Annotated in this window: 16 protein-coding genes and 1 riboswitch; of the genes, 13 read left to right on the forward strand and 3 right to left on the reverse strand. The window is 37.3% G+C overall.

Annotated features, from left to right (window positions below):
• Positions 1-25: 25 nt before the first annotated feature.
• On the forward strand, positions 26-1066 hold the full coding sequence (locus CQ022_RS20070) for a porin family protein (protein WP_105684067.1): 1041 nt from the start codon (positions 26-28) through the stop codon (positions 1064-1066).
• Between the two features lie 74 nt (positions 1067-1140).
• On the opposite strand, the gene fumC is transcribed toward CQ022_RS20070, so the two are convergent.
• Positions 1141-2535, reverse strand: a complete 1395-nt coding sequence (fumC, locus tag CQ022_RS20075; RefSeq protein ID WP_105684068.1) for a class II fumarate hydratase — start codon at positions 2533-2535, stop codon at positions 1141-1143.
• 1 nt (position 2536) lies between these two features.
• Complete coding sequence (locus tag CQ022_RS20080; RefSeq protein ID WP_105684069.1) at positions 2537-2986, reverse strand: hypothetical protein; 450 nt, start codon at positions 2984-2986, stop codon at positions 2537-2539.
• A gap of 164 nt (positions 2987-3150) precedes the next feature.
• Between CQ022_RS20080 and CQ022_RS20085 the strand changes: the two genes are divergently transcribed.
• Both CQ022_RS20085 and CQ022_RS20090 read left to right on the forward strand, forming a co-directional pair.
• On the forward strand, positions 3151-4758 hold the full coding sequence (locus tag CQ022_RS20085) for a fumarate hydratase (protein ID WP_105684070.1): 1608 nt from the start codon (positions 3151-3153) through the stop codon (positions 4756-4758).
• Positions 4759-4851: 93 nt separating this feature from the next.
• On the forward strand, positions 4852-5136 hold the full coding sequence (locus tag CQ022_RS20090) for a hypothetical protein (RefSeq protein WP_172625768.1): 285 nt from the start codon (positions 4852-4854) through the stop codon (positions 5134-5136).
• Between the two features lie 92 nt (positions 5137-5228).
• On the opposite strand, the gene CQ022_RS20095 is transcribed toward CQ022_RS20090, so the two are convergent.
• Positions 5229-6101 carry a helix-turn-helix transcriptional regulator gene (locus CQ022_RS20095; protein WP_165791701.1) on the reverse strand — a complete coding sequence of 291 codons (873 nt, stop codon included), beginning with the start codon at positions 6099-6101 and terminating at the stop codon, positions 5229-5231.
• Positions 6102-6256: 155 nt separating this feature from the next.
• Here CQ022_RS20095 and CQ022_RS20100 point away from each other — a divergent pair, with 155 nt between their 5' ends.
• The 10 genes from CQ022_RS20100 to CQ022_RS20150 all read left to right on the forward strand — a co-directional run bounded on the left by CQ022_RS20100 (position 6257) and on the right by CQ022_RS20150 (position 26247).
• A complete protein-coding gene (locus CQ022_RS20100; protein WP_105684072.1) occupies positions 6257-8335 on the forward strand; it encodes a T9SS type A sorting domain-containing protein in 2079 nt (692 codons plus the stop codon).
• A 193-nt stretch (positions 8336-8528) separates the two neighbouring features.
• A complete protein-coding gene (locus tag CQ022_RS20105; RefSeq protein ID WP_105684073.1) occupies positions 8529-11366 on the forward strand; it encodes an alpha-amylase family glycosyl hydrolase in 2838 nt (945 codons plus the stop codon).
• Between the two features lie 271 nt (positions 11367-11637).
• Positions 11638-11743: riboswitch (SAM riboswitch) on the forward strand.
• A gap of 93 nt (positions 11744-11836) precedes the next feature.
• Positions 11837-14260, forward strand: coding sequence for a TonB-dependent receptor plug domain-containing protein (locus CQ022_RS20110; protein ID WP_105684218.1), 2424 nt, complete (start codon positions 11837-11839; stop codon positions 14258-14260).
• Between the two features lie 7 nt (positions 14261-14267).
• Positions 14268-15566 carry an APC family permease gene (locus CQ022_RS20115; protein WP_105684074.1) on the forward strand — a complete coding sequence of 433 codons (1299 nt, stop codon included), beginning with the start codon at positions 14268-14270 and terminating at the stop codon, positions 15564-15566.
• A 159-nt stretch (positions 15567-15725) separates the two neighbouring features.
• Positions 15726-16811: a peptide chain release factor 1 gene (gene prfA, locus CQ022_RS20125; RefSeq protein ID WP_105684076.1), complete on the forward strand. Its 1086-nt coding sequence runs from the start codon at positions 15726-15728 to the stop codon at positions 16809-16811.
• Positions 16812-16889: 78 nt separating this feature from the next.
• A complete protein-coding gene (locus CQ022_RS20130) occupies positions 16890-17567 on the forward strand; it encodes a hypothetical protein (RefSeq protein ID WP_105684077.1) in 678 nt (225 codons plus the stop codon).
• A 94-nt stretch (positions 17568-17661) separates the two neighbouring features.
• Complete coding sequence (locus CQ022_RS20135; RefSeq protein WP_105684078.1) at positions 17662-19764, forward strand: prolyl oligopeptidase family serine peptidase; 2103 nt, start codon at positions 17662-17664, stop codon at positions 19762-19764.
• Between the two features lie 137 nt (positions 19765-19901).
• On the forward strand, positions 19902-22958 hold the full coding sequence (locus CQ022_RS20140) for a reprolysin-like metallopeptidase (RefSeq protein ID WP_105684079.1): 3057 nt from the start codon (positions 19902-19904) through the stop codon (positions 22956-22958).
• Positions 22959-23096: 138 nt separating this feature from the next.
• On the forward strand, positions 23097-25217 hold the full coding sequence (gene scpA, locus CQ022_RS20145) for a methylmalonyl-CoA mutase (RefSeq protein ID WP_105684080.1): 2121 nt from the start codon (positions 23097-23099) through the stop codon (positions 25215-25217).
• A 43-nt stretch (positions 25218-25260) separates the two neighbouring features.
• Positions 25261-26247 carry a M28 family peptidase gene (locus tag CQ022_RS20150; RefSeq protein WP_228421816.1) on the forward strand — a complete coding sequence of 329 codons (987 nt, stop codon included), beginning with the start codon at positions 25261-25263 and terminating at the stop codon, positions 26245-26247.
• Positions 26248-26443: the final 196 nt, after the last annotated feature.

A 26443-nucleotide genomic window follows, 5' to 3' on the forward strand; every position in this document is an offset into this window, starting at 1 on the left:
TCCGTAATAAATAAAAAATAATACTATGATCAAGAAATTAATCGTAATGGGATTGCTGTGCTTTTTTTCAGCGTCAATCCATGCACAAAAGAAATTCAATATTAATCTTTCTTCTAAAAAAGATACGGAGGTAAGCCCGATTGTAAAAGAGAAAGTAGAAGAATATGCAGTTAAAATCAACGCTATTATTCAGGAAGAAAAAAAACTGATGGAGGAGGAATTGGTAGTTTTGCAGGCAAAAAATCTCAATAAATCTGATTTCGACAGAGAAAAAGCTCTGATTGCAGATCGGTATTCTGAGAAAATGGATAAAAGAATTGAGGAACTTGGATTTGATCTGGATGATGTGATTCAGAAGCAGGTAAGATATTCTCTTTTGAATACAGATGTTACGTCCAAAGAAGAACTTAAAGAAAAGCTTTTGAAAAAATTCCGTCCCAGCAGAAGCTTTACAGGATATTTCTCCTACGGAATTATGACATTAACGAATAGCTCTCCGGATAATGTACTTGATAAAAATATCGGATATGCCAATAACCTGGAATTTGGTCTTAAACTCAATTATCAGCTTAGCAGAACAAGTCCCTGGGCTATTATTTCCGGATTAGGATTCTCCTGGAGAACGGTAAGAGCAGATAATAATATGCTGTTTACAAGAAGTGCAGATCAGGGAGTTGCTTTAGTTCAAGCTAACGAAAACCTTGATAAAAGTAAACTGAGAACTGGGTATATTATGGTTCCTTTGGGGGTACAATATAATTTCTCCAAGCTTAAGAATGCAGGAATGGATATCCAGTACCGCAGCTATTACACCGGATTTAAAATAGGAGCCAATGTATACGGAGGGGTAAAAATGTCAACCAACAATATTATAAAAGATGGTGATGGTGAAACCAGAGACCGTGGAAATTATCAGGTGAATCCTTTTGTATACGGAGCACAGATTACGGTTTCCTATAACAGCTTTAGTCTCTTTGTTAAAAAAGATTTCAGCAACTTCTTTAAAGACAGCTATTTCAAAAATGATAAAGCATTGATATTCGGCCTGGCTATTGGATTAGATTAAATATATTTTAATAGCAAACGAAAAACTCCGGGAAAAGCTCCCGGAGTTTTTGCATTGTATCAGTTATAGAATCATTATTTTAAACTTCCTACCATATCTTCTGGTTTCACCCACTCGTCAAACTGTTCAGCAGTTAATAAACCAAGATTAACAGCCTCTTCTTTTAACGTTGTCCCGTTCTTATGAGCGGTTTTTGCAATCTTAGCTGCATTTTCATATCCGATATGAGTATTTAATGCTGTCACAAGCATTAAAGATTTGTCTACAAGCTCTTTAATTCTCTCATGGTTCGGTTCAATACCTACAGCACAGTGATCATTGAAGGAAATACATGCATCAGCAATCAACTGGGCCGACTGTAAGAAATTGTAAGCCATAACCGGTTTGAAAACATTCAGCTCATAATTTCCCTGAGTTCCGGCAAAAGAAATGGTGGTGTCATTTCCTAAAACCTGTGCACAAACCATCGTCATTGCCTCATTTTGAGTAGGATTTACTTTTCCAGGCATGATAGACGATCCCGGTTCATTCTCAGGAATATGAATTTCCCCGATTCCTGAACGAGGACCTGATGCCAGTAATCTGATATCCTGAGCTATTTTATATAAAGACACAGCCAGTTGCTTTAACGCTCCGTGAGATTCAACAATCGCATCGTGTGCAGCAAGGGCTTCAAATTTATTTTCTGCAGTAATAAAAGGATGGTTGGTAAATTGGGCAATATATTCTGCCACCTTTACATCGTAGCCGTTAGGAGTATTCAATCCTGTACCTACAGCTGTTCCTCCCAATGCCAGCTCAGAAAGATGGGGTAATGTATTTTTCAAAGCTCTCAATCCGAATTCCAGCTGAGCCACATATCCGGAAAATTCCTGTCCGAGAGTAAGCGGAGTAGCATCCATCAGGTGGGTTCTCCCGATTTTTACAATATCTTTGAAGGCTTTTGATTTCTCAGCCAGTGTATTTTTTAATTTCTCTACTGCAGGAATAGTTACCTCCACTACTTTTGTATACGCAGCAATGTGCATGGCAGTAGGATATGTGTCATTGGAAGATTGGGATTTATTCACATCATCATTCGGGTGAATTTCAGATTTTTCACCCAACGTTCCTCCATTATTAACATGGGCTCTGTTGGAAACGACTTCATTGACATTCATGTTCGATTGCGTTCCGGAACCTGTCTGCCAGATCACCAACGGAAACTGGTCATTAAGTTTTCCCTCCAGAATTTCATCACATACTTTAGCGATCATATCTCTTTTTTCAGCAGGAAGTACTCCCAGATCTGTATTGGTATAGGCTGCTGCTTTTTTCAGATAAGCAAAAGCTTCAATGATTTCTTGCGGCATTGAACCCTCAGGTCCGATTTTGAAATTATTTCTGGAACGTTCCGTCTGTGCACCCCAAAATTTATCTGCAGGTACCTGCACTTCTCCCATGGTGTCTTTTTCTATTCTGTAATTCATATTATTTATTTGATTTTTCTTTTGTTAAAATGAGATCCTTTATATCGGGCATATTCCTCCCCACATCATAGCTTATAAAACATATTGGGCCAACTGATTTTAAATTTAGTCTCATGCTGTCCTGCAAGACATTAAATAGAGTTAAAGTTCCTGTGGAAAATATGCAATCTTCGTAGCGTTGTGAAGAAAATTTAGCCTCTTTAATAGAAATAACAAACTCATTTTTTTCATTAGTTGTTACATCAGATTTTAAAATTGTAAACCTTTCATTTTGAAAATTGATAAACGAAAAAGTAATAGAATGGGGTGTTTTTTCCAAAATCTCAAATTTAATTGGATGCCCCTCAACTTTTCCGGTCCAAGTTCCTGAAAGTTGTATCGTATTTTCATATTGACCGAAATAGCTACTGTACATTATAAAACAGAAAAAAATGACTAATGTATTTTTCATTAAATTGAATTATGCAAATTTGAAATCTATTACAATAACATTCTATAAAGGTACTTATAAACTCAGAAATCTCCAATTTATAATCATTATAAATATCAATATAAATGACTGATTTTACTCATATTTTTTTAAAGGAGGCGTATTTTTGTACAAACAAAAATTGAATGGATTTTAGATATCAGGATCCGTATCCTATTCAGAAGGATGATACGGTGTACAAAAAGCTTACATCAGACTATGTAAAGGTTGAAAAACTAGGGGACAGAGAAATTTTAACAGTAGATCCGAAGGGATTGGAATTATTAGCCGAAGAAGCGATGGCAGATGTTTCTTTCATGCTTCGTACTTCCCACCTTGAAAGCCTTAGAAGAATTATTGATGATCCTGAAGCTACAGATAATGACAGATTCGTTGCTTATAACCTTTTACAAAATGCTGCAGTGGCTGTTGAAGGAGCGCTTCCTTCATGTCAGGATACAGGTACAGCCATTGTAATGGGGAAAAAAGGAGAAAATGTGTACACAGGAGTAGAAGATGGAGAGTACCTGAGCAAAGGAATTTTCAATACTTACCAAAAAAGAAATCTAAGATATTCTCAGGTTGTTCCTTTGACGATGTTTGAGGAGAAGAATTCAGGGTCTAACCTTCCTGCACAGATTGATATCTATGCTAAAAAAGGAGATTACTATGAATTTTTATTCTTAACAAAAGGAGGAGGTTCAGCTAATAAAACATTCTTATATCAAAAAACGAAATCTTTATTGAACGAAAAATCTCTTGAAGAATTTGTTAAAGAAAGAATTTCAGATCTTGGAACAGCGGCTTGCCCACCTTACCACTTAGCATTGGTAATCGGAGGAACTTCAGCAGAAGCCAACCTTGCTGCAGTGAAAAAAGCGTCAGCAAAATATTATGACAACCTTCCGACAGAAGGAAATGAGGCTGGACAGGCATTCAGAGACCTTGAATGGGAAGCTAAAGTTCAGAAAATATGTCAGGAAAGTGCAATTGGAGCTCAGTTTGGAGGTAAATACCTTACCCACGACGTAAGAGTAATCAGACTTCCAAGACACGCTGCATCTTGTCCGGTAGGAATGGGAGTTTCTTGTTCTGCAGACAGAAATATCAAAGGAAAAATTACAAAAGAAGGAATCTTCCTTGAGCAATTGGAACAGGATCCGAAAAGATTCTTGCCTGATACTCCTCCGCACCTGGAAGAAGCTGTTGAGGTTAATCTGAACAAGCCAATGCCGGAAATTCTTGCTGAGCTTTCTAAATATCCGATCAAAACAAGATTAAAACTGAACGGAACATTAATCGTAGCAAGAGATATTGCGCACGCAAAAATCAAAGAAATTATCGACAGTGGGAAACCAATGCCGGAATATTTTAAAAACCACCCAATCTATTATGCAGGACCGGCTAAAACTCCGGAAGGAATGGCTTCAGGTAGTTTCGGACCTACCACTGCAGGAAGAATGGATGTTTATGTAGACGAATTCCAAAGCCACGGCGGAAGTATGATCATGCTTGCAAAAGGAAACAGAAGTAAAGATGTTACCAATGCATGTCATAAATACGGAGGTTTCTATCTTGGATCTATCGGAGGACCAGCTGCTATTCTTGCGAAAGACAATATTGTGTCTGTAGATGTAGTAGACTTCCCGGAATTAGGAATGGAAGCGGTAAGAAAAATTGAAGTAAAAGACTTCCCTGCATTCATCATTTCCGATGATAAAGGAAACGATTTCTTCGCAAATCTTGCTCACTAATTAGTTTAAAATTAAAATAAATAACAAAATAGAACGCCGATCTTTTGTGTAAAAAGGAAAAAAGTTCTATTTTTGCCTAAAATCTTTAAGAGAATGATAACGATATTATCAGCATTTTGGCCGTTCTACCAGTTCCTTTGGACTATATTCTTCATTACTATGTTCTTAGTAGGATTCTGGTGTATTTTTATGTTCTTCGGATTAGTAATCCCAATGTGGCTAACTGAAGGTTTGAAAGAGTATTTCGGAAAAGTAAAGCCTTTCGACCCTGAAGATATCAGAAGAAAGCTTGTTTCTGAGCAGGAAGGTGTAGAGGTTATCTACAGCGAGCCTAAAGGAAACGGACCTTTCCTTCACGATCACGGACATCATCATTAATTGATTGTCATTGCTTTTTCACCTGAATTCTGAAAAAGTAATATCAAAGCAAAACAACATATATAAACCGCTTAATTATTTAGGCGGTTTTTCTATTTATTATTTCTCAGACTTTCCGGAGAGACACCAAACTTCTTTTTAAAAGCCCGCGTAAAGTTCTGGAGATATTCATAGCCGCATTCAATGGCGATCTCTTTGATCATAATTTCCTTATCTGTAATCAGTTTCCTGGCTTTTAACATTCTAAGTTCCGATATATAATGAGCAATCGTTGTATGATACTGAGCTTTGAATTCTTTTCTTATGATATTTTGATTCATACCAATATATTTTCCGATCTCTTCCGCTTTTATATTCCTGTGATAATTTTCATCAATGAATTTTCTGATTATTTCCGGAGTCTTTGGGGTAGATTCCAATGTGTTTTTCTCATTAAACTGTTCAAAAATCAGAATAAGAAGTTTGATGATTTTTGCTTCTATGAATAATTTCTGCATGATTCCTTTCTTGGTATACCCTAAAATTTCCTTTACGATCATATGCATTTCAACGGTCATGTCCGGAGGTGTTTCTTTATGCAGGAATATAAAATTATTATGAATCATATTTTCAAGAATCTCTGCATTCTCACGATTATGCTCAGGATTGATGAGGTTGAAAATATATTGATAATTGATCTGAATCTGCAGATATTTCAGGATTTCCTGATTTTCAGTCCATAATTCTGCAACATTTTCTTTAGGGGAATAATGAAGGATATATTGATTTTTCTTGAACAAAAATTGAGTTCCACAGTCATGAGCCTCCAGATTAATGGCATTGCTCAGAAAGAACAGAAGGTTAAAGCTTGACTTCCCTTCCAGCATATGAGACTTGAAGGTTTGGTCAGGACACAGATCTTCCTGCATAATGATTTTGATGTCTTCGGATCTGAACAAAAGTCCATTTTTAGATTGACTCCTCATACAACACATTTTTACGGCCATGGTACAACTTACTTAAGGGAAAAGTCCTTCGCAGGATAACCAAAAGTTCGAAAATGATAACTCGGGGTTAATTATGTGAGGTACTTTTGCGCAAAATTAAATTAAATTTAGAATAATTAAAAATAATATTTCATATGTTTAAAGATTTACATTTTGCAATAAAGAAAATCAGAACGGGATTAGCGCTGCTAACCCTTGCTGGAAGCTATATGTATGCCCAACAATGGGAAAATGTAGGAGGAGCTCAGGATGTATCTGCAGGAGGAAGCAGTTTTAATAATTTGGTTATTGATAATCAGGGAAATTATTATCTGTCATATTATGATGTTTCAGTAGCTAAAGGCTCTGTTCAGAAATTTAACGGAACCTCATGGGCTTACTTAGGGGGAAGCCCTGGAATTACTACAGGAACAGCAACTTACAACTCACTGTCAATAAGTCCAAACGGGAATAGTATTTATTATACCAACCAGCTTGGTTATCCAGGTTCCGGAATGGAAGTACGCTTGTTTACAGGATCTTTATGGTCTCAGCTTCCCAACGCTACGGATAGCTCTGTTAATTATCAGGCTTCCGCAGTATCAGCTGATAATATCATATTTACTTATGGATCTTATGGCTCAGGAACTGTTAAAAGATACTTTGGAGGAGCTTGGGAACAAGTAGGGAATGCAGGCTTTTCAGGAGGAGCTGAATTTGCTGAAATGGTCATCGGAACCAATAATATGGTGTATACCTGTAATGTTTCCGGAGGTTTGAAAGTATATCAAAACAGTACTGGTGCCAACTCAACACAAAACTGGAGTTTAGTAGGCGGAGCTGCGGCAGACGCTTCTTCTTCAGGAGAACAGTATAATGCTGATATTGCTTTAGATGGATCCAATACTATTTATGTAGCCTATGTTTCAAACTCAGGAGGAGGAAAAAAGGTAAATGTCAAAAAATTTGATGGGAATTCATGGGTGCAGGTTGGAAATGCTAACTTTTCCGAAGGAAGGGTACAACATGTTGCTTTAGCTGTAACAGAATCTGGGAAACCTTATGTGGTTGCCAGCCGTTTTGAAAATGACAATTTCCTGAGAAATACCGTTTATAAATTAGATGATTCACAAAACTGGGTTTCATTTGGAGGTGACTTCGTTTCCGATGATGAAGCAAAATACAATGATCTTGCAATAGATAAAGCACACAACTACCTTGTTCTGGCTTATTCTGACAACACCACAAAAGTTAAAAGAATTTCATTAACATTAAATCCTCAAACGTGCAGTAATACAGATCCAGGAGCAAATGTAGGTGACGTAGGCTGTGTAAGTTTTATGTATCGCGGTCAACAGGTAGCGTATTCTACAGTAAGAGGCGCTGACGGAAAAATATGGCTTCAACAGAATCTTGGAAGTACGCAGGTAGCTTCTTCAGTAGCCGATGCGAACGCCTATGGAGATCTTTTCCAATGGGGAAGATGGGATGATGGTCACCAGCTTAGAAATTCTCAGGTTGTACAGGCTCCATCGCCCAATACACCAGAAGGAACAAGTACCACGGGAGGAGGTTATATTGCCGGATCTCCAGCATGGTGGGCTGGTTTTTCAAGTGGAGATACATGGACAGGAGTATCAGCGGCAGATGTTAATGCATCGGCTGGAGTAGATCCTTGTAAAGCAATAGGTGCAGATTGGAAAATGCCTTCTCAGGCGGACTGGACTGCTTTAGTAGGAGCAGAAGGTATTGCCAATCCGGCAACGGCCTATAGCAGCAATCTTAAATTACCGGCTGGAGGATACAGAAGCTCCAGTGATGGTAACTTTACTTTTGTAGGACAAAGAGGTTATTTCTGGAGCTCTGATACATCAAGTCTGGGAGCAAAATATCTGTATATCGGATCAACAATTGCCAATCCGTCAGCAGGATCTATGAGAGGACAGGGATCATCGGTAAGATGTATCAAGCCCACAACTTCTTTGGGTACTTCAGAAACTACACTGAAAAATGCAGTAATAGGAATGTATCCTAATCCTACAAAAGGAATTCTTACGGTTAAATCTGATTCCGGAATTGAAAAAATAAATGTAGTAAATGCTGTAGGACAAAGAATGAATGTACAGTTTTCAGATAATCAGATTAACATGACTGAACTTCCTTCAGGATTATACATCGTAGAATTAAAACTTAAGAATGGACAATCCATTTCGAAAAAGATTATAAAAGATTAAACGAATTTCAAGAACATCGATTTTCGTCAAAAAATTAGTTCATTACAATTACTTTTATTGGGAGGCTCATGAAATTTTCATGAGCCTTTTTTTTATTTATTTTTTCCCGGAAAATTGAAATATTTGATGAAGACTGGACAAAAATAGTCGTTATGAAGAAAAATTTATGCTATATTCGATAAAAAAATAAGAAATGAAAAAGTTTTATTCCGTTGGTTTTCTGCTGATTACATTGTTTGTTTTTGGGCAGATCAATTATACCATTACCCCCAACCCATTCGATGAGACAGATGCTGTAACACTTACAGTTCAGGGAGATCAGATTGACGAATCTGCGTGGGGTGTTTCCAATAATGCCATCTATATCTGGTCCTGGTCTTTTGACACGAATTATCAGAACAGTCAGGATTGTCCTACCAATGGCAGCTGGAACAATTCCAGTGATGTAAATAAACTGAATTATAATGCAGCTACAGATAGTTACTCGCTTACTTTGACTCCAACAGCCTTTTTCGGAAGAACAGGAATAGGCAGGTTTGGATTTTTATTAAAAGATAAAACAGGATCACATCAGACCTCACCGGATATTTTTGTGAACGTAGGTACTTTAAGCTTAAGTCTTACCCATCCGCTGGCCAACAGTTTAACTTCTGTTCCCGTTGGGAATTCTATCAATATTACGGCTGCCTCTAATGGTAATGCTACATTTCAGTTAAAAGCCAACGGAACGGTTGTAAATTCAACAACAACGCCTTCACAATCCTATTCTTATAGTTATACTGTTTCTCAGGATGCCAGTATGGAACTTATAGCTACTCAGGGATCTAATTCTAAAACCGCAACGTTCATCCTACAGGTTCCGAGAAATGTAGTTTCTGAAGCAATCCCTAACTGGATTAAGCAGGGAATCAATTATCATCCGACAGATCAGACCAAAGTGGGACTTGCTTTATATGCGCCGGGTAAAAACTTTGTGCATGTCATCGGAAGTTTCAATAACTGGACAGTGAATGATTCTTATTTAATGAAAAGAGACACCACAAACCCGGATCTTTATTGGATTGAACTCAACGGGATTACCCCTCAACAGCTCTACACTTTCCAATACAGGACCAATGATTTGAGAAAAATAGCAGATCCTTATTCACCACAAATATTATCTTCTTATGATGATCCGTGGATTTCGGCTTCTACCTATCCAAACTTACCTGCATTTCCTGCCGGACAGGGTTTTGAAGTGTCAACATTTAAAACAGGGCAGACAGCCTATAACTGGCAGGTTACCAATTTTCAGAGACCCGCGAAACAAGATCTGGTGGTGTATGAATTATTATTGAGAGATTTTACACAGGAAAAGAACTGGCAGTCATTGATTAATAAAATTTCTTATTTAAAAAATCTAAAAATCAATGCTATAGAACTACTTCCGATCATGGAATTTGACGGAAACCTTTCGTGGGGATACAATACTTCCTTCCATTATGCATTGGACAAAGCTTATGGAACTCCTGAAAAATTCAAAGAATTTGTAGATCTGTGCCATCAGAACGGAATTGCTGTTATTCTTGATGTTGCGTTTAATCACGCTACAGGACGTTCACCTTTGGTAAGGCTGTGGAATGTAGATCCTGATGGTGACGGCTATGGAAATGTTGCGCCAGACAACCCTTATTTTAATCAGGTTCCGAAACATTCGTACAATGTATTTAATGATTTTAACCATACAAGTCCTTCAACGCAATATTACGTTGAAAGATGCCTTCAGCAATGGCTGACTGAATATCACATAGACGGATTCCGTTGGGATTTAACAAAAGGTTTTACCCAAAGCTGCTCTGAAAATGATGAAGCCTGTACCAATGCTTATCAACAGGATAGAGTGGATATCATGAAGCATTATGCTGACAGACAGTGGGCTATAGACCCGAATTCTTACATGATTTTTGAACATCTGGGAACTGATGCAGAGGAACAGCAATGGGCAAACTACAGGATAGTAGAAGGAAAAGGCGTTATGCTTTGGAATAAGCAGACAGAGCCTTACAACCAGAATACAATGGGGTATCAGGAAAACAGCAATTATGACCGTATGAATCACAGTCTTCATGGTTTTACCAATATGAGTGCTGTAGGATATGGAGAAAGCCATGATGAAGAAAGGCTGATGTTTAAAAACCTTGCCTATGGCTCCACTAATGGGAGCTATGATGTTAAAAACCTGAATACAGCTCTTGAAAGGATGAAAACTTTCGGTGCCACGTTCTTTACCATTCCCGGTCCGAAAATGATCTGGCAGTTTGGAGAATTGGGATATGAATTCAGCATCAACAGATGTGCTAACGGAACTATCGACAGCGGATGCAGAACAGATGAGAAACCTGTTGCATTTACATTAGGATATGATACCAATGCAAACAGAAAAGCAGTTTATGATACATGGGCTAAAATCATCAATATCAGAAATACCCATCAGGTTTTTAAATCTAAAACGTACAGTATAGAATCCAATAACCTTACGAATGATCCCAATGGGCTGATCACGAGAATTTATGTGTATGATGCAGCAATTACAACTGGAATAAAAAATATAGTAGTATTGGCTAATTATACTACTTCTTCCCAAAATGTGGTGCCTTATTTCCCTTACACAGGTCAATGGCAGAATCTGATGGATGATAGTATTTCGAATGTGGCTTCTACAACAACTCCGATTACTTTACAGCCTGGAGAATTCAGAATATTTGGAAACTATGCAGGTGCTTTGTCAACAATGGATATCAATGCAGGAAACAAATTGTCCCTTCAGGTTGGAGACAATCCGATACAAAACGGAATCGCTCGATTCATTTTCAATAAAGCAAAAAACGGAGAAATTTTAATTTTTGATATGACGGGTAAAAAGCTGGACTCTTTCAAGCTAGATAAAGAAAACGGTACTCATGAAACGAAAATCAGTTATCCACCGGGAACCTATCTGGTACAGCTGAAATCGGACACCGGAATTGCCATTCAAAAGATGATGATCAAATAAAAACAAATTATAAAGTTGTTTAACTTATCAAAAATGTTGAATATAGTAAAACCATTAAGAAGGATTTAAGAAATAAAGGGTAGTTAAGATGAATTATTCTGATTTTTAAGCTTAAAGCGAAGCTTATCTTAATACTCTTATCACCTTAATATCATCTTAATGTTTCAAAAATAAAAGTGTAAACAAGTTCTATAAAATAATGAAAGGCAGATTTGCAGTACAGCAGATCTGCTTTTTTGTATATTTAAAAAAATAGTCTACTTTTGCAGTAGATTTATCAAGAAAGGTGGAGGGATTTGGCCCGGTGAAACCTTAGCAACCTGCACGATTCCAGAAGTGTAAAGGTGCTAATTCCAACCCGGAGGGGGAGATAAGTGAAGTCAATATTCTATATGAATTCCATTTCTTGAAGTCTTGTGTATCTGCGGAAAGATCCGTCAGACTCGTATTATTAATTGGCAAGAACAAAAATGAAAAAATTAAGCACAGCTGTATTATTGCTTGGGGCAATGTTAGTCGCTGCTCAGGAGAATGAGGAGAAAGGCAAAGAAATAGAAGATATCATCATTGTCGGAAACCGAAATGTCAAAAGAACAAAACTGGAAACACCAGTTCCTGTAGATGTTATTAATATTGACAAAATACAAAGAAGTTCTCCACAAATGACGGCTCAGGATCTCCTGAACTATGTGATTCCATCGTTTAATGCCGTGAGACAGTCTGCTTCTGATGGGACAGAGCATATTGATCCTGTAACCTTAAGAGGAATGGGGTCAGATCAGATCCTGGTTTTACTTAACGGAAAAAGAAGACATTCTACCTCTTTAGTTAATTATCAGAATACTGTTGGAAACGGATCTGTAGGAACAGATTTAAGTACAATTCCTGTCATTGCGATTGATAGAATAGAAGTGTTAAGAGATGGAGCTGCAGCACAATACGGTTCTGATGCCATTGCAGGAGTGATCAATATTATTCTTAAAAAAAATACGGGAGCCTCAGCAAGTCTTACGTATGGATTGACTGGAAGAAATGATGGGGATACTTATCAGGCAGGAGCCAATTATGGGACTTCATTAGGAAAAAAAGAGGGTTATATCAACCTTTCCCTACAATTAAGCCATAGAGGAAAAACAACACGAACTCAAAATCATGATCTGGATATTTTTGGAAATAATTTTGCCTATGCATTTGCTGATGATCCGGAAGCGGCAAGAGCAGCAGATGATGCAAAGATTAAAGAACGAGGATTAACCCGTGACGATTTTAATTTTCAGATCGGAGATGCACAGATCAGACAGGGACAGTTGTTTTTCAATGCAGAATACCCTTTTAATGATCAATTTAAAATCTATTCTTTTGGAGGCTTCAGCATCAAAGAAGGAAAAGGGTTTGGTTTCAGAAGACTTCCAAGCGAAACGTCTAATGTGGTTTCATCCATTTATCCGAACGGATTTCAGGCAAATCTCGGATCACAAGTGTATGATGTCTCCTATGCTGTAGGAGCAAAATATAATGTTAATGATTGGTTTTTTGACCTTAGCAATACATTCGGAAGCAATACATTCAATTACAATGTTAGCAATACCAATAATGCATCTCTAGGAGCAAATTCACCAACCCGTTTTTATGCTGGAGCACACAGCTTTCTTCAAAACACAATTAATCTTGATGTTTCCAAAAAGATAAACCGTTTCAATATCGGATTCGGGGGAGAGTTCAGATTGGAACAATACCAGATCAAACCCGGTGATGAAGCTTCTTATACCCAATATGACACCAACGGAAATGTTGCCACTGAAGGATCAACAGTGCTTGGAGCGGGCGGATCTCAATCTTTTATCGGATTCTCTCCAAACAATGCAGTGAAAAAAGACAGACATTCCACGGCAGTATATGCAGATGTTTCCTATGATCTGGATAAAAAACTGAATATTGACGCTGCTGCCAGATTTGAAAATTATTCAGATTTTGGAAATACCCTGAATGGGAAATTAGCAGTGCGATATGAATTTGTAAAAAATTATGCAATTAGAGCAGCTGTGGGAACAGGTTTTAGAGCTCCTTCCCTTCAACAACAGTATTTTAATAACTCTTATGCCGATATTTCTACTTCCGGTTCAGGAATTGTAACCAAAGGGATTTTTCGAAATGATAGCGAAGCAGCCAGAATTCTTGGGTTTGATAAGCTTAAACAGGAAACGTCTGTCAATGCAAGCGCTGGATTTACCCTGAGACCTTTAAACAAACTCTATATTTCGGTAGACGGATACTGGATAAAAGTAAAAGACAGGATTGTAATTACCAGCAATATTACCGATCCCAGACTGGATCAGTTTAACGTAGAAAGCGGAAGATTCTTTACAAATGCCATCGATACTGAAACAAAAGGAGTAGATGTAGTTGTTTCTTATGACTGGATTCTTGGAAGCGGAAATTTAAATATTAATCTTGCCGGAAACTATACAGAAACAAAAATCACAGACTTTCATTTTCCGGAAAACTTAGGAACTCCTCAAAATGAATTCTTTGGCCCGGATCAGATCAACATCATTGAAACCCTGTCTCCAAAAACAAAAGCTTCATTAGGCTTGAATTATGGAATAGGAAAGTTCAATTTTCTCGTAAGAAATACCTATTTTGGTAAAGTAATAAGAGATGGTTATCCATTTGGAGGCGTTCAGGAATTCTCTCCGAAAGTCGTAACGGACATCAGTGTAGGGTATGACATCACAAAAAATATCAATTTTACAGTAGGAGCCAATAATGTATTTGATGTTTTCCCGGATCGCCAGATCTATGAAAATTCATATTATGGAGTATTCAAATATGCGCCGGTTCAAATGGGAACACTGGGAAATTATTTCTTTGGAAGACTTAATTTTAACTTTTAATCATTAAATGAGTACTGCTTCACATCAGATTGGCTGGAAAACAGCCGCCGCTATCGTCGTTTCCAATATGATCGGAACCGGGATTTTTACAACCCTGGGATTTCAGTTGTCCGATATTACCAATACCTACAGCATTTTCCTGCTTTGGAGTATTGGAGGAATTCTCGCCTTGTTCGGGGCTTTTTGCTATGCTGAATTAGGTTCATATTTTAAAGGAAACGGAGGCGATTTTATTTACCTCAAAGAAACCTATCATCCGATATTCGGATATCTGATAAGCTGGATTTCACTTATCATCGGATTTTCTTCTCCGGTTGCACTGGCAGCATTGGCAATGTCAAAATACCTTTCCGTATTCGATTATTCTTTTGGAAATGGGTTTGCCATTGCCGCAATATTTCTGGTTGCCATTGCATTATCATTTAGCCTGAAAACATCCAGTAGATTTCATAACTTTTTTACATTCATTAAGATTGCGTTCATTATTGTCCTGGTCATTCTTGGAGTAGGAATTTCAGGTTCACCGCAGATTGGGAACAGTCTCAATTTCAGTGACAGCTGGCAGCATGAGATGATGCTTCCTGCCTTTGCTACATCACTTGTGTTTGTTACCTATTCCTATACGGGCTGGAATTCAGCTTCTTATATCGCAGGAGAAATAAAAGATGTTCAGAAAAACCTTCCTAAATCTCTTATTATAGGAACTGTTTTCGTGACGGTAAGCTATATTCTGGTGAATTATATTATGCTGAAACATGCTCCTGTGAGCCAGTTGGCAGGAAAAGAAGATGTGATGGGAGAAGCTGCTGTCAATATGTTGGGACCTGCTTTTGGAAAGATTGTCAATGTTTTTATTGCCCTGCAATTGATAGCAACAATTAGCGGATATTTGTGGGTAGGTTCGAGGTTAACACAGGCTTTTGCAAAACATACCTATATTTGGAAACCCTTATCCGAAGGGAATAAAAAAGGAATTCCGGTAAGAGCCATTTTTGCTCATGCAGTGATTGCCTCTGTTATTATTCTGACAGGAAGTTTTAAAGAGATCTTTGTCTATACAGCTTTTATTTTACAGCTTTTTGCCAGCCTGGCAATTTCTACCGTGTTCTTTCTTAAGAAAAAAGACAGAAAAATCTTTAAATCTAATGCTTTTCATATTTTTCCGGTAGTTTTTCTGTTGTTCAGCATCTATATTCTTTATTTTACTTTCATTCATAATCCTAAAGAAAGCTTGATAGGATTGGGGATTATTGCAGTGGGAATTGTTTTATATCTGATTGACAGAAGGCTTTCTAAAAGATATTAAAGTACGTTTTGGTGATGCCGAAAGACGGATAAACAACTGGGAAATTGGGAATTTTCTTCATTTTGCGCCCTTTATCCCTAATGCTCAAAAATTTATGATGATTCGGAATTTTAATTTTGAATTAATAATCCTTATCTTTGCACCCACAAAATTTCTACAATGTCTAAATCATTAATTCCAAAATTAGAAGCTATAAAACAAAGATATAATGAGGTTGCAGACCTTATTATACAGCCTGATGTCATTTCAGACCAAAAAAGATATTCTTCTTTGAACAAAGAATATAGTGATTTGGGAAAAATTGTAAGAGTTTACGATCAGTATAAAAGTGCGCTGGATAGTATTGCAGAATCTGAAGAAATTATTGCAGACGGTTCAGACAGAGATTTGGTAGATCTTGCTAAAGAAGAAAAGCTGGAAGCTCAGGCTAAAATTCCAGGATTGGAAGAAGAGCTGAAAGTATTACTGATCCCTAAAGATCCTGCTGATGACAAAAACGTTATCGTAGAATTACGTGCCGGAACTGGAGGTGATGAAGCCGCTATTTTCGTAGAGGACGTGTACAGAATGTATACCATGTATTTTAAAACAAAAGGATGGAGACATGAAGTAACAGATTCCAACGAAGCTGCAAAAGGATACAAGGAATTGATCATGAAAGTGGAGGGAGAAGGAGTTTACGGAATCATGAAATTTGAATCCGGAGTTCACCGTGTGCAGCGTGTACCTGAAACAGAATCTCAGGGAAGAGTACACACTTCTGCCATTACAATTGCTGTTTTACCGGAAGCTGAAGAAGTAGATTTTGAATTGAACCCTGCTGATATTGAAATGCAGACTTCTCGTTCAGGAGGTGCCGGAGGTCAGAACGTAAACAAGGTTGAAACTAAAGTTCAGCTTACACACAAACCTTCCGGGATGGTAGTGGTTTGTCAACAAGCTCGTTCTCAGCTGGCTAACCGTGAGCTGGCAATGGAAATGCTAAGAACAAAATTATACGATATCGAATTACAGAAAGTACAGGGAGATATTGCAGCACAACGTAAATCTATGGTGTCTACAGGAGACCGTTCTGCAAAAATTAAAACGTACAATTACCCACAAGGAAGAGTTACAGACCACAGAATCAACAAGTCTATGTACAACCTTGATGCTTACATGAATGGAGATATTTCTGAAATGATTGATGCAGTAATCATGGCGGAAAATGCAGAGAAAATGAAGGGGGAAGAAGAAAATTACTAAAATTATCAATACATAAAAATAAAGCCTCTGACTTTTCAGGGGCTTTGTTTTGCCAAATAATAAAACAAAATATACACTATGAAAACCTACAAAATTATTTTATTGTTGTTGCTTACGATGATGGGGCAGCAGCTTATCGCTCAAACTGAAGTAAAGAAACCTAAAGAAGCCTTTGAGCTCTTCTTTGGTACTTTCGTGAACAATGATGAAGCAGCATTGGGTAAGCTTAATGAGTATTTAAAGCCTACAGTAGACGGACAAGTTGCTTATCAGGTGAATTTTAAAGAAACTTCACAGGAAATGATCAATGGCAGTGTAGAGAATTTTCTTTCAGCTTTTCCTAAAGGAACAGCTGCAGCATGTAAAAAAGAAGCACAAGATTATTTCACGGCGATGTTTGGGAACTTTAAAACCGGAAAACTTAACGTCAAAGAAGTGAAAGTGGTTCCTAATGAATACGTTGAAGGGCAAAAAATTGCAGAAATAAGTTATGCTGTAAGCTTCCTGGTTCCTTCCAAACTGACTTCTGGTCCAAAAGGAGATCTGAATAAAATAAAAACTGAGGATCTGAAAAAATATTTAATTCAGGCAGTTCAGGATTTTAAAAATGCCGATAAAACGGTAACAACAGATCAAAACTTTACTTTATATGAATTGAAAGAAGGAGATAAAATATACTATTGGAATGGAAGTCCGGATGAGATTGTTAGCAACCTTACCGATTTCTATTTTGAAAGCTTCGGTGCCAATGAATAGTTGAAATATCCTATAATAAATAAAAAAAGTCCCAATGTAAAGGGACTTTTTTTATTTCACATACTTTGCGTATTTTTGAGAAAAACCGATCAGTATGAATTTTAAACCTATATTGTTAACTGCTGGAGTGTTGTTTTCAGCATCTTTTTATTCTCAGAAAATGATTTATCCTAAAGCACTAAAAGGAAGCCAGACAGATTCCTATTTCGGAAGCGCTGTTTCCGATCCATTCAGAGATCTGGAAAATGATTCTGAACCTACAAAAAAATGGGTAGATGAAGAAGTCGCTTACAGTCAGAATTATCTATCTAAAATTCCGTTCAGGGATAAAATCAAAAGCCAGCTGAAGGATATCTGGAACTATGAAAAAATTTCAGCGCCTTTCAAAGAAGGAGATTACACCTATTATTCTAAAAACGATGGATTGCAGGCTCAGTCTGTTTTGTATAGAACAAACAATAAGACCAATGTTACAGAAGTATTTTTAGATCCTAATAAATTTTCAGAAAAAGGAACTACTTCACTTTCCAACCTGTCATTCAACAAAAAAGGAAACCTTGCTGCTTATTCTATCTCTGAAGGAGGAAGCGACTGGAATAAGATTATTATCATTGATGCAATTACCAAAAAGCAGATTGATGAAACTTTACTGGATGTAAAATTCAGCGGAATTTCATGGCAGGGAGATGAAGGATTCTATTATTCCAGCTACGACAAACCTAAAGAAGGTACCGTACTTTCGGGAATGACAGATAAACATAAAGTATACTTTCATAAACTGGGAACAAAACAATCTGAAGATAAATTGATTTTCGGAGGTGATAAAACCCCAAGAAGATACTTAAGTGCAGGCGTTTCTCAAGATCAGAGATACCTTATTATCTCTGCAGCTAATGCTACAAATGGTAATGAATTGTACATAAAAGACCTTAAAAAAGGAGGTGACTTTGTGCAAATTGTGAATGGGTTTGACATTAATGCCAGCATCGTAGATACACAGGGTGATGATCTTTTCATTTTTACAGATAAAGATGCCCCGAATATGCGTCTTGTGAAAACAACTATCGCTAACCCGGCTCCTGCAACATGGAAAGATCTAATTCCACAAACGGAAAACGTATTAGGAATTTCTTCAGGGGGAGGATATTTCTTTGCAACCTATATGATTGATGCCATAGATCAGGTAAAACAGTTTGATAAAACAGGAAAACTGATCAGAGAAATTACACTTCCCGGAAAAGGAAATATTTCAGGATTCGGAGGGAAAGAAAAAGAGAAAGATGTGTATTTCTCTTTCAGTAACTATATTACACCGGGAACTACCTACAAATTCAATGTAGACTCAGGAAAATCTGACGTGTATCAAAAACCTAAAGTGAAGTTTAATCCGGAGGATTACGTTTCAGAACAGGTATTCTATACTTCAAAAGACGGTACAAAAGTTCCTATGATGATCAATTATAAGAAAGGAACTAAACTTGACGGTAAAAACCCTACTATTCTATATTCTTACGGAGGTTTCAACATCAGCTTACAGCCTTCGTTCTCTGTAGTAAATGCAATCTGGATGGAAAATGGAGGTATTTACGCTGTTCCAAACATCCGTGGTGGTGGCGAATATGGTAAAAAATGGCATGATGCAGGAACAAAACAACAGAAGAAAAATGTTTTTGAAGACTTTATTGCTGCCGGAGAATACCTTCAAAACAAAGGCTATACTTCAAAAGAATATATGGCACTGTCAGGAAGATCAAACGGAGGATTATTGGTGGGAGCCACAATGACAATGCGTCCTGATCTGGCTAGAGTAGCATTTCCGGGAGTAGGAGTTTTGGATATGTTGAGATATAATAAATTTACGGCTGGAGCAGGCTGGTCTTACGACTATGGTACAGCAGAAGACAGTAAAGAAATGTTTGAATATCTTAAATCCTATTCTCCTGTACACAATGTAAAAGCAGGAACCTGCTATCCGTCAACAATGATTATTACCAGTGATCATGATGACAGAGTAGTTCCGGCACACTCATTTAAATTTGGTGCAGAGCTTCAGGAAAAACAGGCATGTAAAAATCCTATTCTTCTGAGAATTGAAAAGAATGCAGGACACGGTGCCGGAAGATCTACAGATCAGGTGATTAGTGAAAATGCGGATCTTATATCATTTGCATTATACGAGATGGGAATAAAGAAATAACTCTAAAAAAGAGATATATTTAATAAAACGGCTAATTTTATCTAAAATTGGCCGTTTTTTTTATGTTGTTGTGTTTATAATTATTATTTTTATGGCGGATATTTAAAGTTTATCAATTCTAAACTAATTAGGTAATTATGAAAAAAAGAATTTTACTAGTGTGTGCCTTGGCTGCTGGGCTTTCCAGTCTCCATGCACAGAGGTGGGAACCGGCCTCACAGAGAACCTCTCAAATCAGAAAAGAAGTAGAAGTTCAATATTCTTACAGGTTTGATTTGCAATCGCTTAGGAATATTTTAAAAGATGCTGTAGAAACAGGGAAAGGAGCTCAGGCTGTGATTGTCTCTCTACCTACAGCAGAAGGAAAAATTGAAAAATTTGCTGTATACAGTGATCCTGTTATGGAAAAATCTATGGCTGACAGATACCAATTGGGTTCTTACGTAGGGATTGGAGTAGATGATCCTTCTAAATATTTAAGATTCAGTACTTCTCCAACAGATATGCAATCCATGATTATTAAAGATGGTGTATATCAGTTTATAGAGCCAATTACTACAGATAAACAAACATACGGTGTTTTCTATAAAACAAAAAGAACAGAAGGATTACATGGTTTTGAATGTGATACTGACGGAAAAGGATTAGACATCAAAACATTAGAGGCACACGGAAAAAAAAATCTTTCTAATGTAAATGCTGGAATTACAAATAGACCAGCAATTACAAAATTTAGAACTTATAGGTTAGCTTTAGCAGTTACAGGTGAATATACGAAAAAGTTTGATCCCAATGGAGGGACAGCAAATACTGTAGCTCAAATGAATGCTACGATGAATCGTGTAAATGGTATTTTCCAGAAAGATTTTGGAATTAGGCTAATTATTCAGGATCTTCCTACGATTATATTTACAGATCCTAATACAGACTTCTATACTCCTCCAGCAGTTCAGGGTGATCCTTCATTAAATCTTCAGCTTCAAAGGATGCTTACCCAAAATGTTGGAAATGCTAATTATGATATCGGTCACGTATTTAATGCAGCAGGAGGTAACGGAAATGCGGGTGGAATAGGAATAATATGTCTTAACCCTGCAAATAATAACTCTTTAGCAAAAGGAGCTGCATTTACTCAAATGGCGTTGCCAACGGGTGATGCTTTTGATATTGATTACGTAGCTCATGAGATGGGGCATCAGCTTGGAGGGAACCATACTTTTTCACATGCTACTGAAGGATCTGGCGTAAATATTGAGCCGGGTGGAGGTACTACAATTATGGCCTATGCGGGAATTACACAGGATAATGTACAGATGGTCTCTAATCCTTACTTCCATTATTCTTCCATTAATCAAATTTTAAATACTCTGGATAGTAAGCCAACATGTGGAGTTGCAGAAATCATAAATGATAATACAGCGCCTGTTATTTCAACTCTTACAGCATATACGATCCCAAAAGGAACAGCTTATTATCTAGAGGCATCGGCAACTGATGCACAAGGTGATGCTATTAATTATACGTGGGAACAATTTGATACAGCAAGTAGCAAAACCTCTATTTCAGGAGATAGTGGTTGGGGCTTCATTACAGAAGGTTCTATTGCAAGATCTTTTACGGGTACTGACAGTGGAAAAAGATACTTCCCTAGCTTACCGCTTGTAATGGCTGGTAAACTTACAAACAAAGCAACATGGGAGACTGTTTCGTATGTTCCTAGAGTGCTTAATTACGCTGTAACAGCAAGAGATGCAAATACAGTAAGACCAATGCTTTCGTCTTTAGAAACAACAGTTACAGTAGGTAATGAAGGACCATTTAAATTCAATGGAATTACGGGGTCTACATCCCTTTATAACAATGCTGCCAATACCATTTTATGGGATGTTGCCAATACCAATATAGCACCTTATAATGCAGCTAATGTTAAAATTGAATATACTACAGATCTTGTAAACGGAACAACATGGACCCAGTTGGTAGCTTCTACTCCTAATACAGGAAGTTATACTGGGCAAATGCCAGCTAATCTGACAGGAAATATTAAGTTGAGAATATCTGCTATAGGAAATGTTTTTTTTGCAGTATCTCCTACAGTTAAAGTTGAAACAGCGCCTACTTCCTCTACTGCAGCACCTACAGGTGTTTTAGCATTAGATACTGAAATCTTAAAAAATTCAGCTAGATTATCTTGGAATAATTTTCCGGGAGCTACCTATTTAATAAACTACAGAAAAGTAGGTGAAACAACTTGGCAGAATACAACAAGTACAACAAGTTCTGTAGCATTATCAAACCTTGAAGACGAAACGAATTATGAAGCTCAGGTTGCAGCTGTTGTAAACAGTGTTCCAGGAGCATATTCTTCCAATTATGCCTTTAAAACAAAAGGTTTAAGAACAGGTTATGATTACTGTTTAATGACTACCGGAGGTAATAACATGAATGGATATTACTATAGTGGAGTAATTGGGTTCAAAGTAGCAAATTTAAACTTTTCACAAACGAGTATTGCCGCATTATCAAAAACTTATTTAGATTATAGCGAAGATGCAAGTAAGGTGGTTAATTTAACAAAAGGGACACAATATACTATTACATATAGAAACTTAGGTAATGCTGCCGGATATAATGATTTTATTGAAGTATGGATCGATTACAACAGGAATGGTGTTTTTGAAGCTTCAGAGAAAGTTGGTTCTAAAGGTAGTGTTCCTGTTTATGATAATGCTTCTGAATTTGATTATCATGATGGAACAATAACGTTTACAGTACCATCTACAGCTTATTCAGGCGATAAAACACTTAGAATGAGAGTGGCAAGCACTTTCTTTAATCCTGCATCAGGTCCGTGTGGATTTCCTTCTGTAGCTTCAGGTCCTAATAGCATTGTTTCAGCCGGAGGGTTCAGAGATTTTGCTGTAAAAATTACAGAAACTCTTGCTGTAAACGAAACAAAAGATGTAAAATCATCTGAAATTTCAATTTATCCGAATCCTGCAGATACATTCGTAGAAGTGAAAAATCTGAAAGGAAAAGCAGACTATAAAATCTATACTGCTGACGGAAGATTAGCTCAGGAAGGGCAGATTGACGGACAAAGAATTAATGTAGCTTCATTAATCAAAGGTATGTATGTAATCACGATAAAAGATGACAAAAATACTTACAATACGAAGCTTATCAAAAAATAAGCATACTATTTACTAATATGAAAGGCCGGGCATTTGCCCGGCCTTTTTCTTTTCATAAATTGAAGTAAAACAGGACGTTAACAGAAGTTTCATGTTTCGCTCAAAAAAATTAACTTTACGGGGACAAAAATAATTGGAATGCGAAAGACAATTTCTGTGAAAAAACCGGATTTTAATGTATCATCTCAGGAAAGAGAGATTTACAATTTTGAAAAAGACGGACTTGAACTCAAATCATCCTATGAAAAAAAAGATGTAAAAGATGAATCATTAACGCAGACTTCTCCAGGAATTGCACCCTATCTTAGAGGTCCGTATTCCACCATGTATGTTCAAAAACCATGGACGATCCGTCAATATGCCGGATTTTCTACGGCTGAAGAATCTAATGCGTTTTACAGAAGAAACCTTGCTGCAGGCCAGAAAGGACTTTCAGTAGCATTTGACTTAGCAACACACAGAGGATATGACTCTGACCACTCAAGAGTAGTAGGAGATGTAGGAAAAGCAGGAGTTGCTATCGACTCTGTGGAAGATATGAAAATCCTTTTCAATGAAATTCCCCTGGATCAGATTTCAGTATCTATGACTATGAATGGAGCTGTACTTCCTATTTTGTCTTTCTACATCGTAGCGGCAGAAGAACAGGGAGTAAATCAGGATCAGCTTTCAGGAACGATTCAGAATGATATTTTGAAAGAATTCATGGTAAGAAATACCTACATTTATCCGCCGGCACCTTCCATGAAGATCATCGCAGATATTTTTGAATACACTTCGCAAAACATTCCAAAATTTAACTCCATTTCTATTTCCGGATACCATATGCAGGAAGCAGGAGCTACACCTGTACTGGAAATGGCTTACACCCTGGCAGACGGTCTTGAATATGTAAGAACAGGAATAAAAGCAGGAATGAACGTAGACGATTTCGCTCCAAGACTTTCTTTCTTCTGGGCAATCGGGATGAATCATTTCATGGAAATTGCTAAAATGCGTGCTGCAAGATATATCTGGGCAACTCTTTTAAAACAGTTTAATCCTCAGAATCCAAAATCTCTGGCATTAAGAACCCATTCACAGACTTCCGGATGGTCTCTGACAGAGCAGGAACCTTTCAATAATATCACAAGAACAGCTATAGAAGCATTATCCTCAGCACTAGGAGGAACGCAGTCTCTTCACACCAATGCGCTGGATGAAGCTATTGCCCTGCCTACAGACTATTCAGCAAAAATTGCAAGAAATACACAGATCATTCTTCAGCAGGAAAGCGGAATATGTGATGTTGTAGATCCAATGGGAGGAAGTAATCTTGTAGAAAGCCTTACTCAGCAAATGATTGAAGAAGCGATGAGGTATATTGATGAGGTAGAGCAGGAAGGAGGGATGACTAAAGCTATTGAAGCCGGAATTCCAAAAATGAGAATTGAAGAAGCGGCAGCAAAAAAACAAGCGAAAATTGACAGCGGAGAAGAATTTATTATTGGAGTCAATTCATTCAAATCTTCATTGAAACAGGATGCAATAGAAATCCTGGACATCGATAATACAGAAGTTCGTAGGAAACAGATTGAAAGATTAAATACAATCAAAACAGATCGAAATACAGAAGCCGTTGAGCAGATTCTGAATGAAATCCGCGAAAGTGCTCAGACAGGGAAAGGAAATCTTCTGGCATTATGTATCGAAGCAGCAAGAAGAAGAGTTACCCTTGGAGAGATGAGCGATGCCATGGAAGAAACCTTTGGAAGATATAAAGCAAATATTAAAACAATCTCTGGTGTATACGCTATGAATGCCGGTAAAAACGAATACTTTGAAAAAGCCCTTAATCTGACTCAGAAATTTGAAGAAGAAGAAGGACGCCGCCCAAGACTTATGGTCGCCAAAATGGGGCAGGACGGCCACGACAGAGGAGCAAAAGTAGTGGCAACAGCGTTTGCCGATATGGGATTTGACGTGGATGTCGCTCCTTTATTCCAGACACCGGAAGAAGTGGCTAAACAAGCTGTAGAAAACGATATTCATATTTTAGGAGTATCTTCATTAGCGGCAGGACACAAAACATTAGTTCCTCAGGTAGTAGAAGAATTATCCAAACTGGGAGCCGATGATATTACCATCGTTGTGGGAGGAGTAATTCCTCAGCAGGATTATGAATTCCTTTATGCCAATGGTGCAGACTTTATTTTCGGGCCTGGAACCAACCTTCCGAAATGTGCAGTAGAAATTCTGGAAAGATTTTTAGAAAAATAAAAAGAAAAGTTTTAATTTCATCACAGAGATTAAAACATACCCCATGAATCTAAAAAATATAATAAAGCCTACGAGGAAAAAACTGTTTCTTCTCGTAGGCTTATTTGTTATTACAGGTGTTTTCTTGCTGGGTTCAGGGAAGAGCAATAGATCAATCCAAAGCTCGAAGGTTGTTGCAGATACTGCTTTGGTTAAAAAGCATTTGATCGCAATGACCCAAACTCCACAATTTAGAAACCATAAAAATATAGACCAGCTGAATGCCATTGCAGACTATATCCATCAGACTTTTAGTACTTATGGTGACAGCACTGCTTATCAGGAATACAAAGTTGATGGAAAAATATATAAAAACGTTATTTCATCCTTTGGAACAGAAAATAAGAAGCGGATTATTATAGGTGCTCATTACGATGTTTGTGGAGATCAGCAGGGAGCAGACGACAATGCCACCGGAGTTACCGCTCTTCTGGAACTTGCAAGAATGCTTAAAGGACAAAAACTGAATTACAGAGTAGATCTTGTAGCCTATACCCTGGAAGAACCTCCTTATTTCAGGACTGAAAACATGGGAAGCTATGTTCATGCAAAATATTTAAAAGACAACAAGATCGATGTCTATGGAATGGCCAGTGTAGAAATGATCGGCTATTTCAAAGATGAAAAAGATTCCCAGACTTTTCCTGTAGGGCTTCTTTCCTGGATATATGGTGATCAAGGAGATTTCATTACATTGGTGAAAAAAATCAGTGGAGCGGGTCCTTTTGTAAGAAATTTCATAGGTAATTTTAAAGATTCAGGACAGATAAAAACAGAAACCTTCTCAGCCCCAAAATTTGTAGCAGGAATAGACTATTCCGACCATCTGAACTATTGGAATTTTGACTTTCCCGCGCTCATGATCACGGATACTTCCTTCTTCAGAAATAAAAATTATCACGAACCCACGGATACGCTGGAAACTCTCGATACAAAGAGAATGGCAAAAGTTATTGATGCCATTTTTCTCAGTATTATTCACCTTAAGTGAAAAAAATATTTTGATTCTCAGAAAAATTTATATATTTGCACCTGAAAATCAAGTTTAACCAATAAAAAACAACGAAGCAATGTTCAGAACAAAACAGAATTCTACAGTTGGATTACCCCTTATGGTGGTAAGGCTTCGCGGTTTGGTACATTCTTAGAATAACAGTACAATGAAATATCAAAACCCGAAGTCGTAG

The organism is Chryseobacterium culicis, from assembly GCF_002979755.1.
GTDB lineage: Bacteria > Bacteroidota > Bacteroidia > Flavobacteriales > Weeksellaceae > Chryseobacterium > Chryseobacterium culicis_A.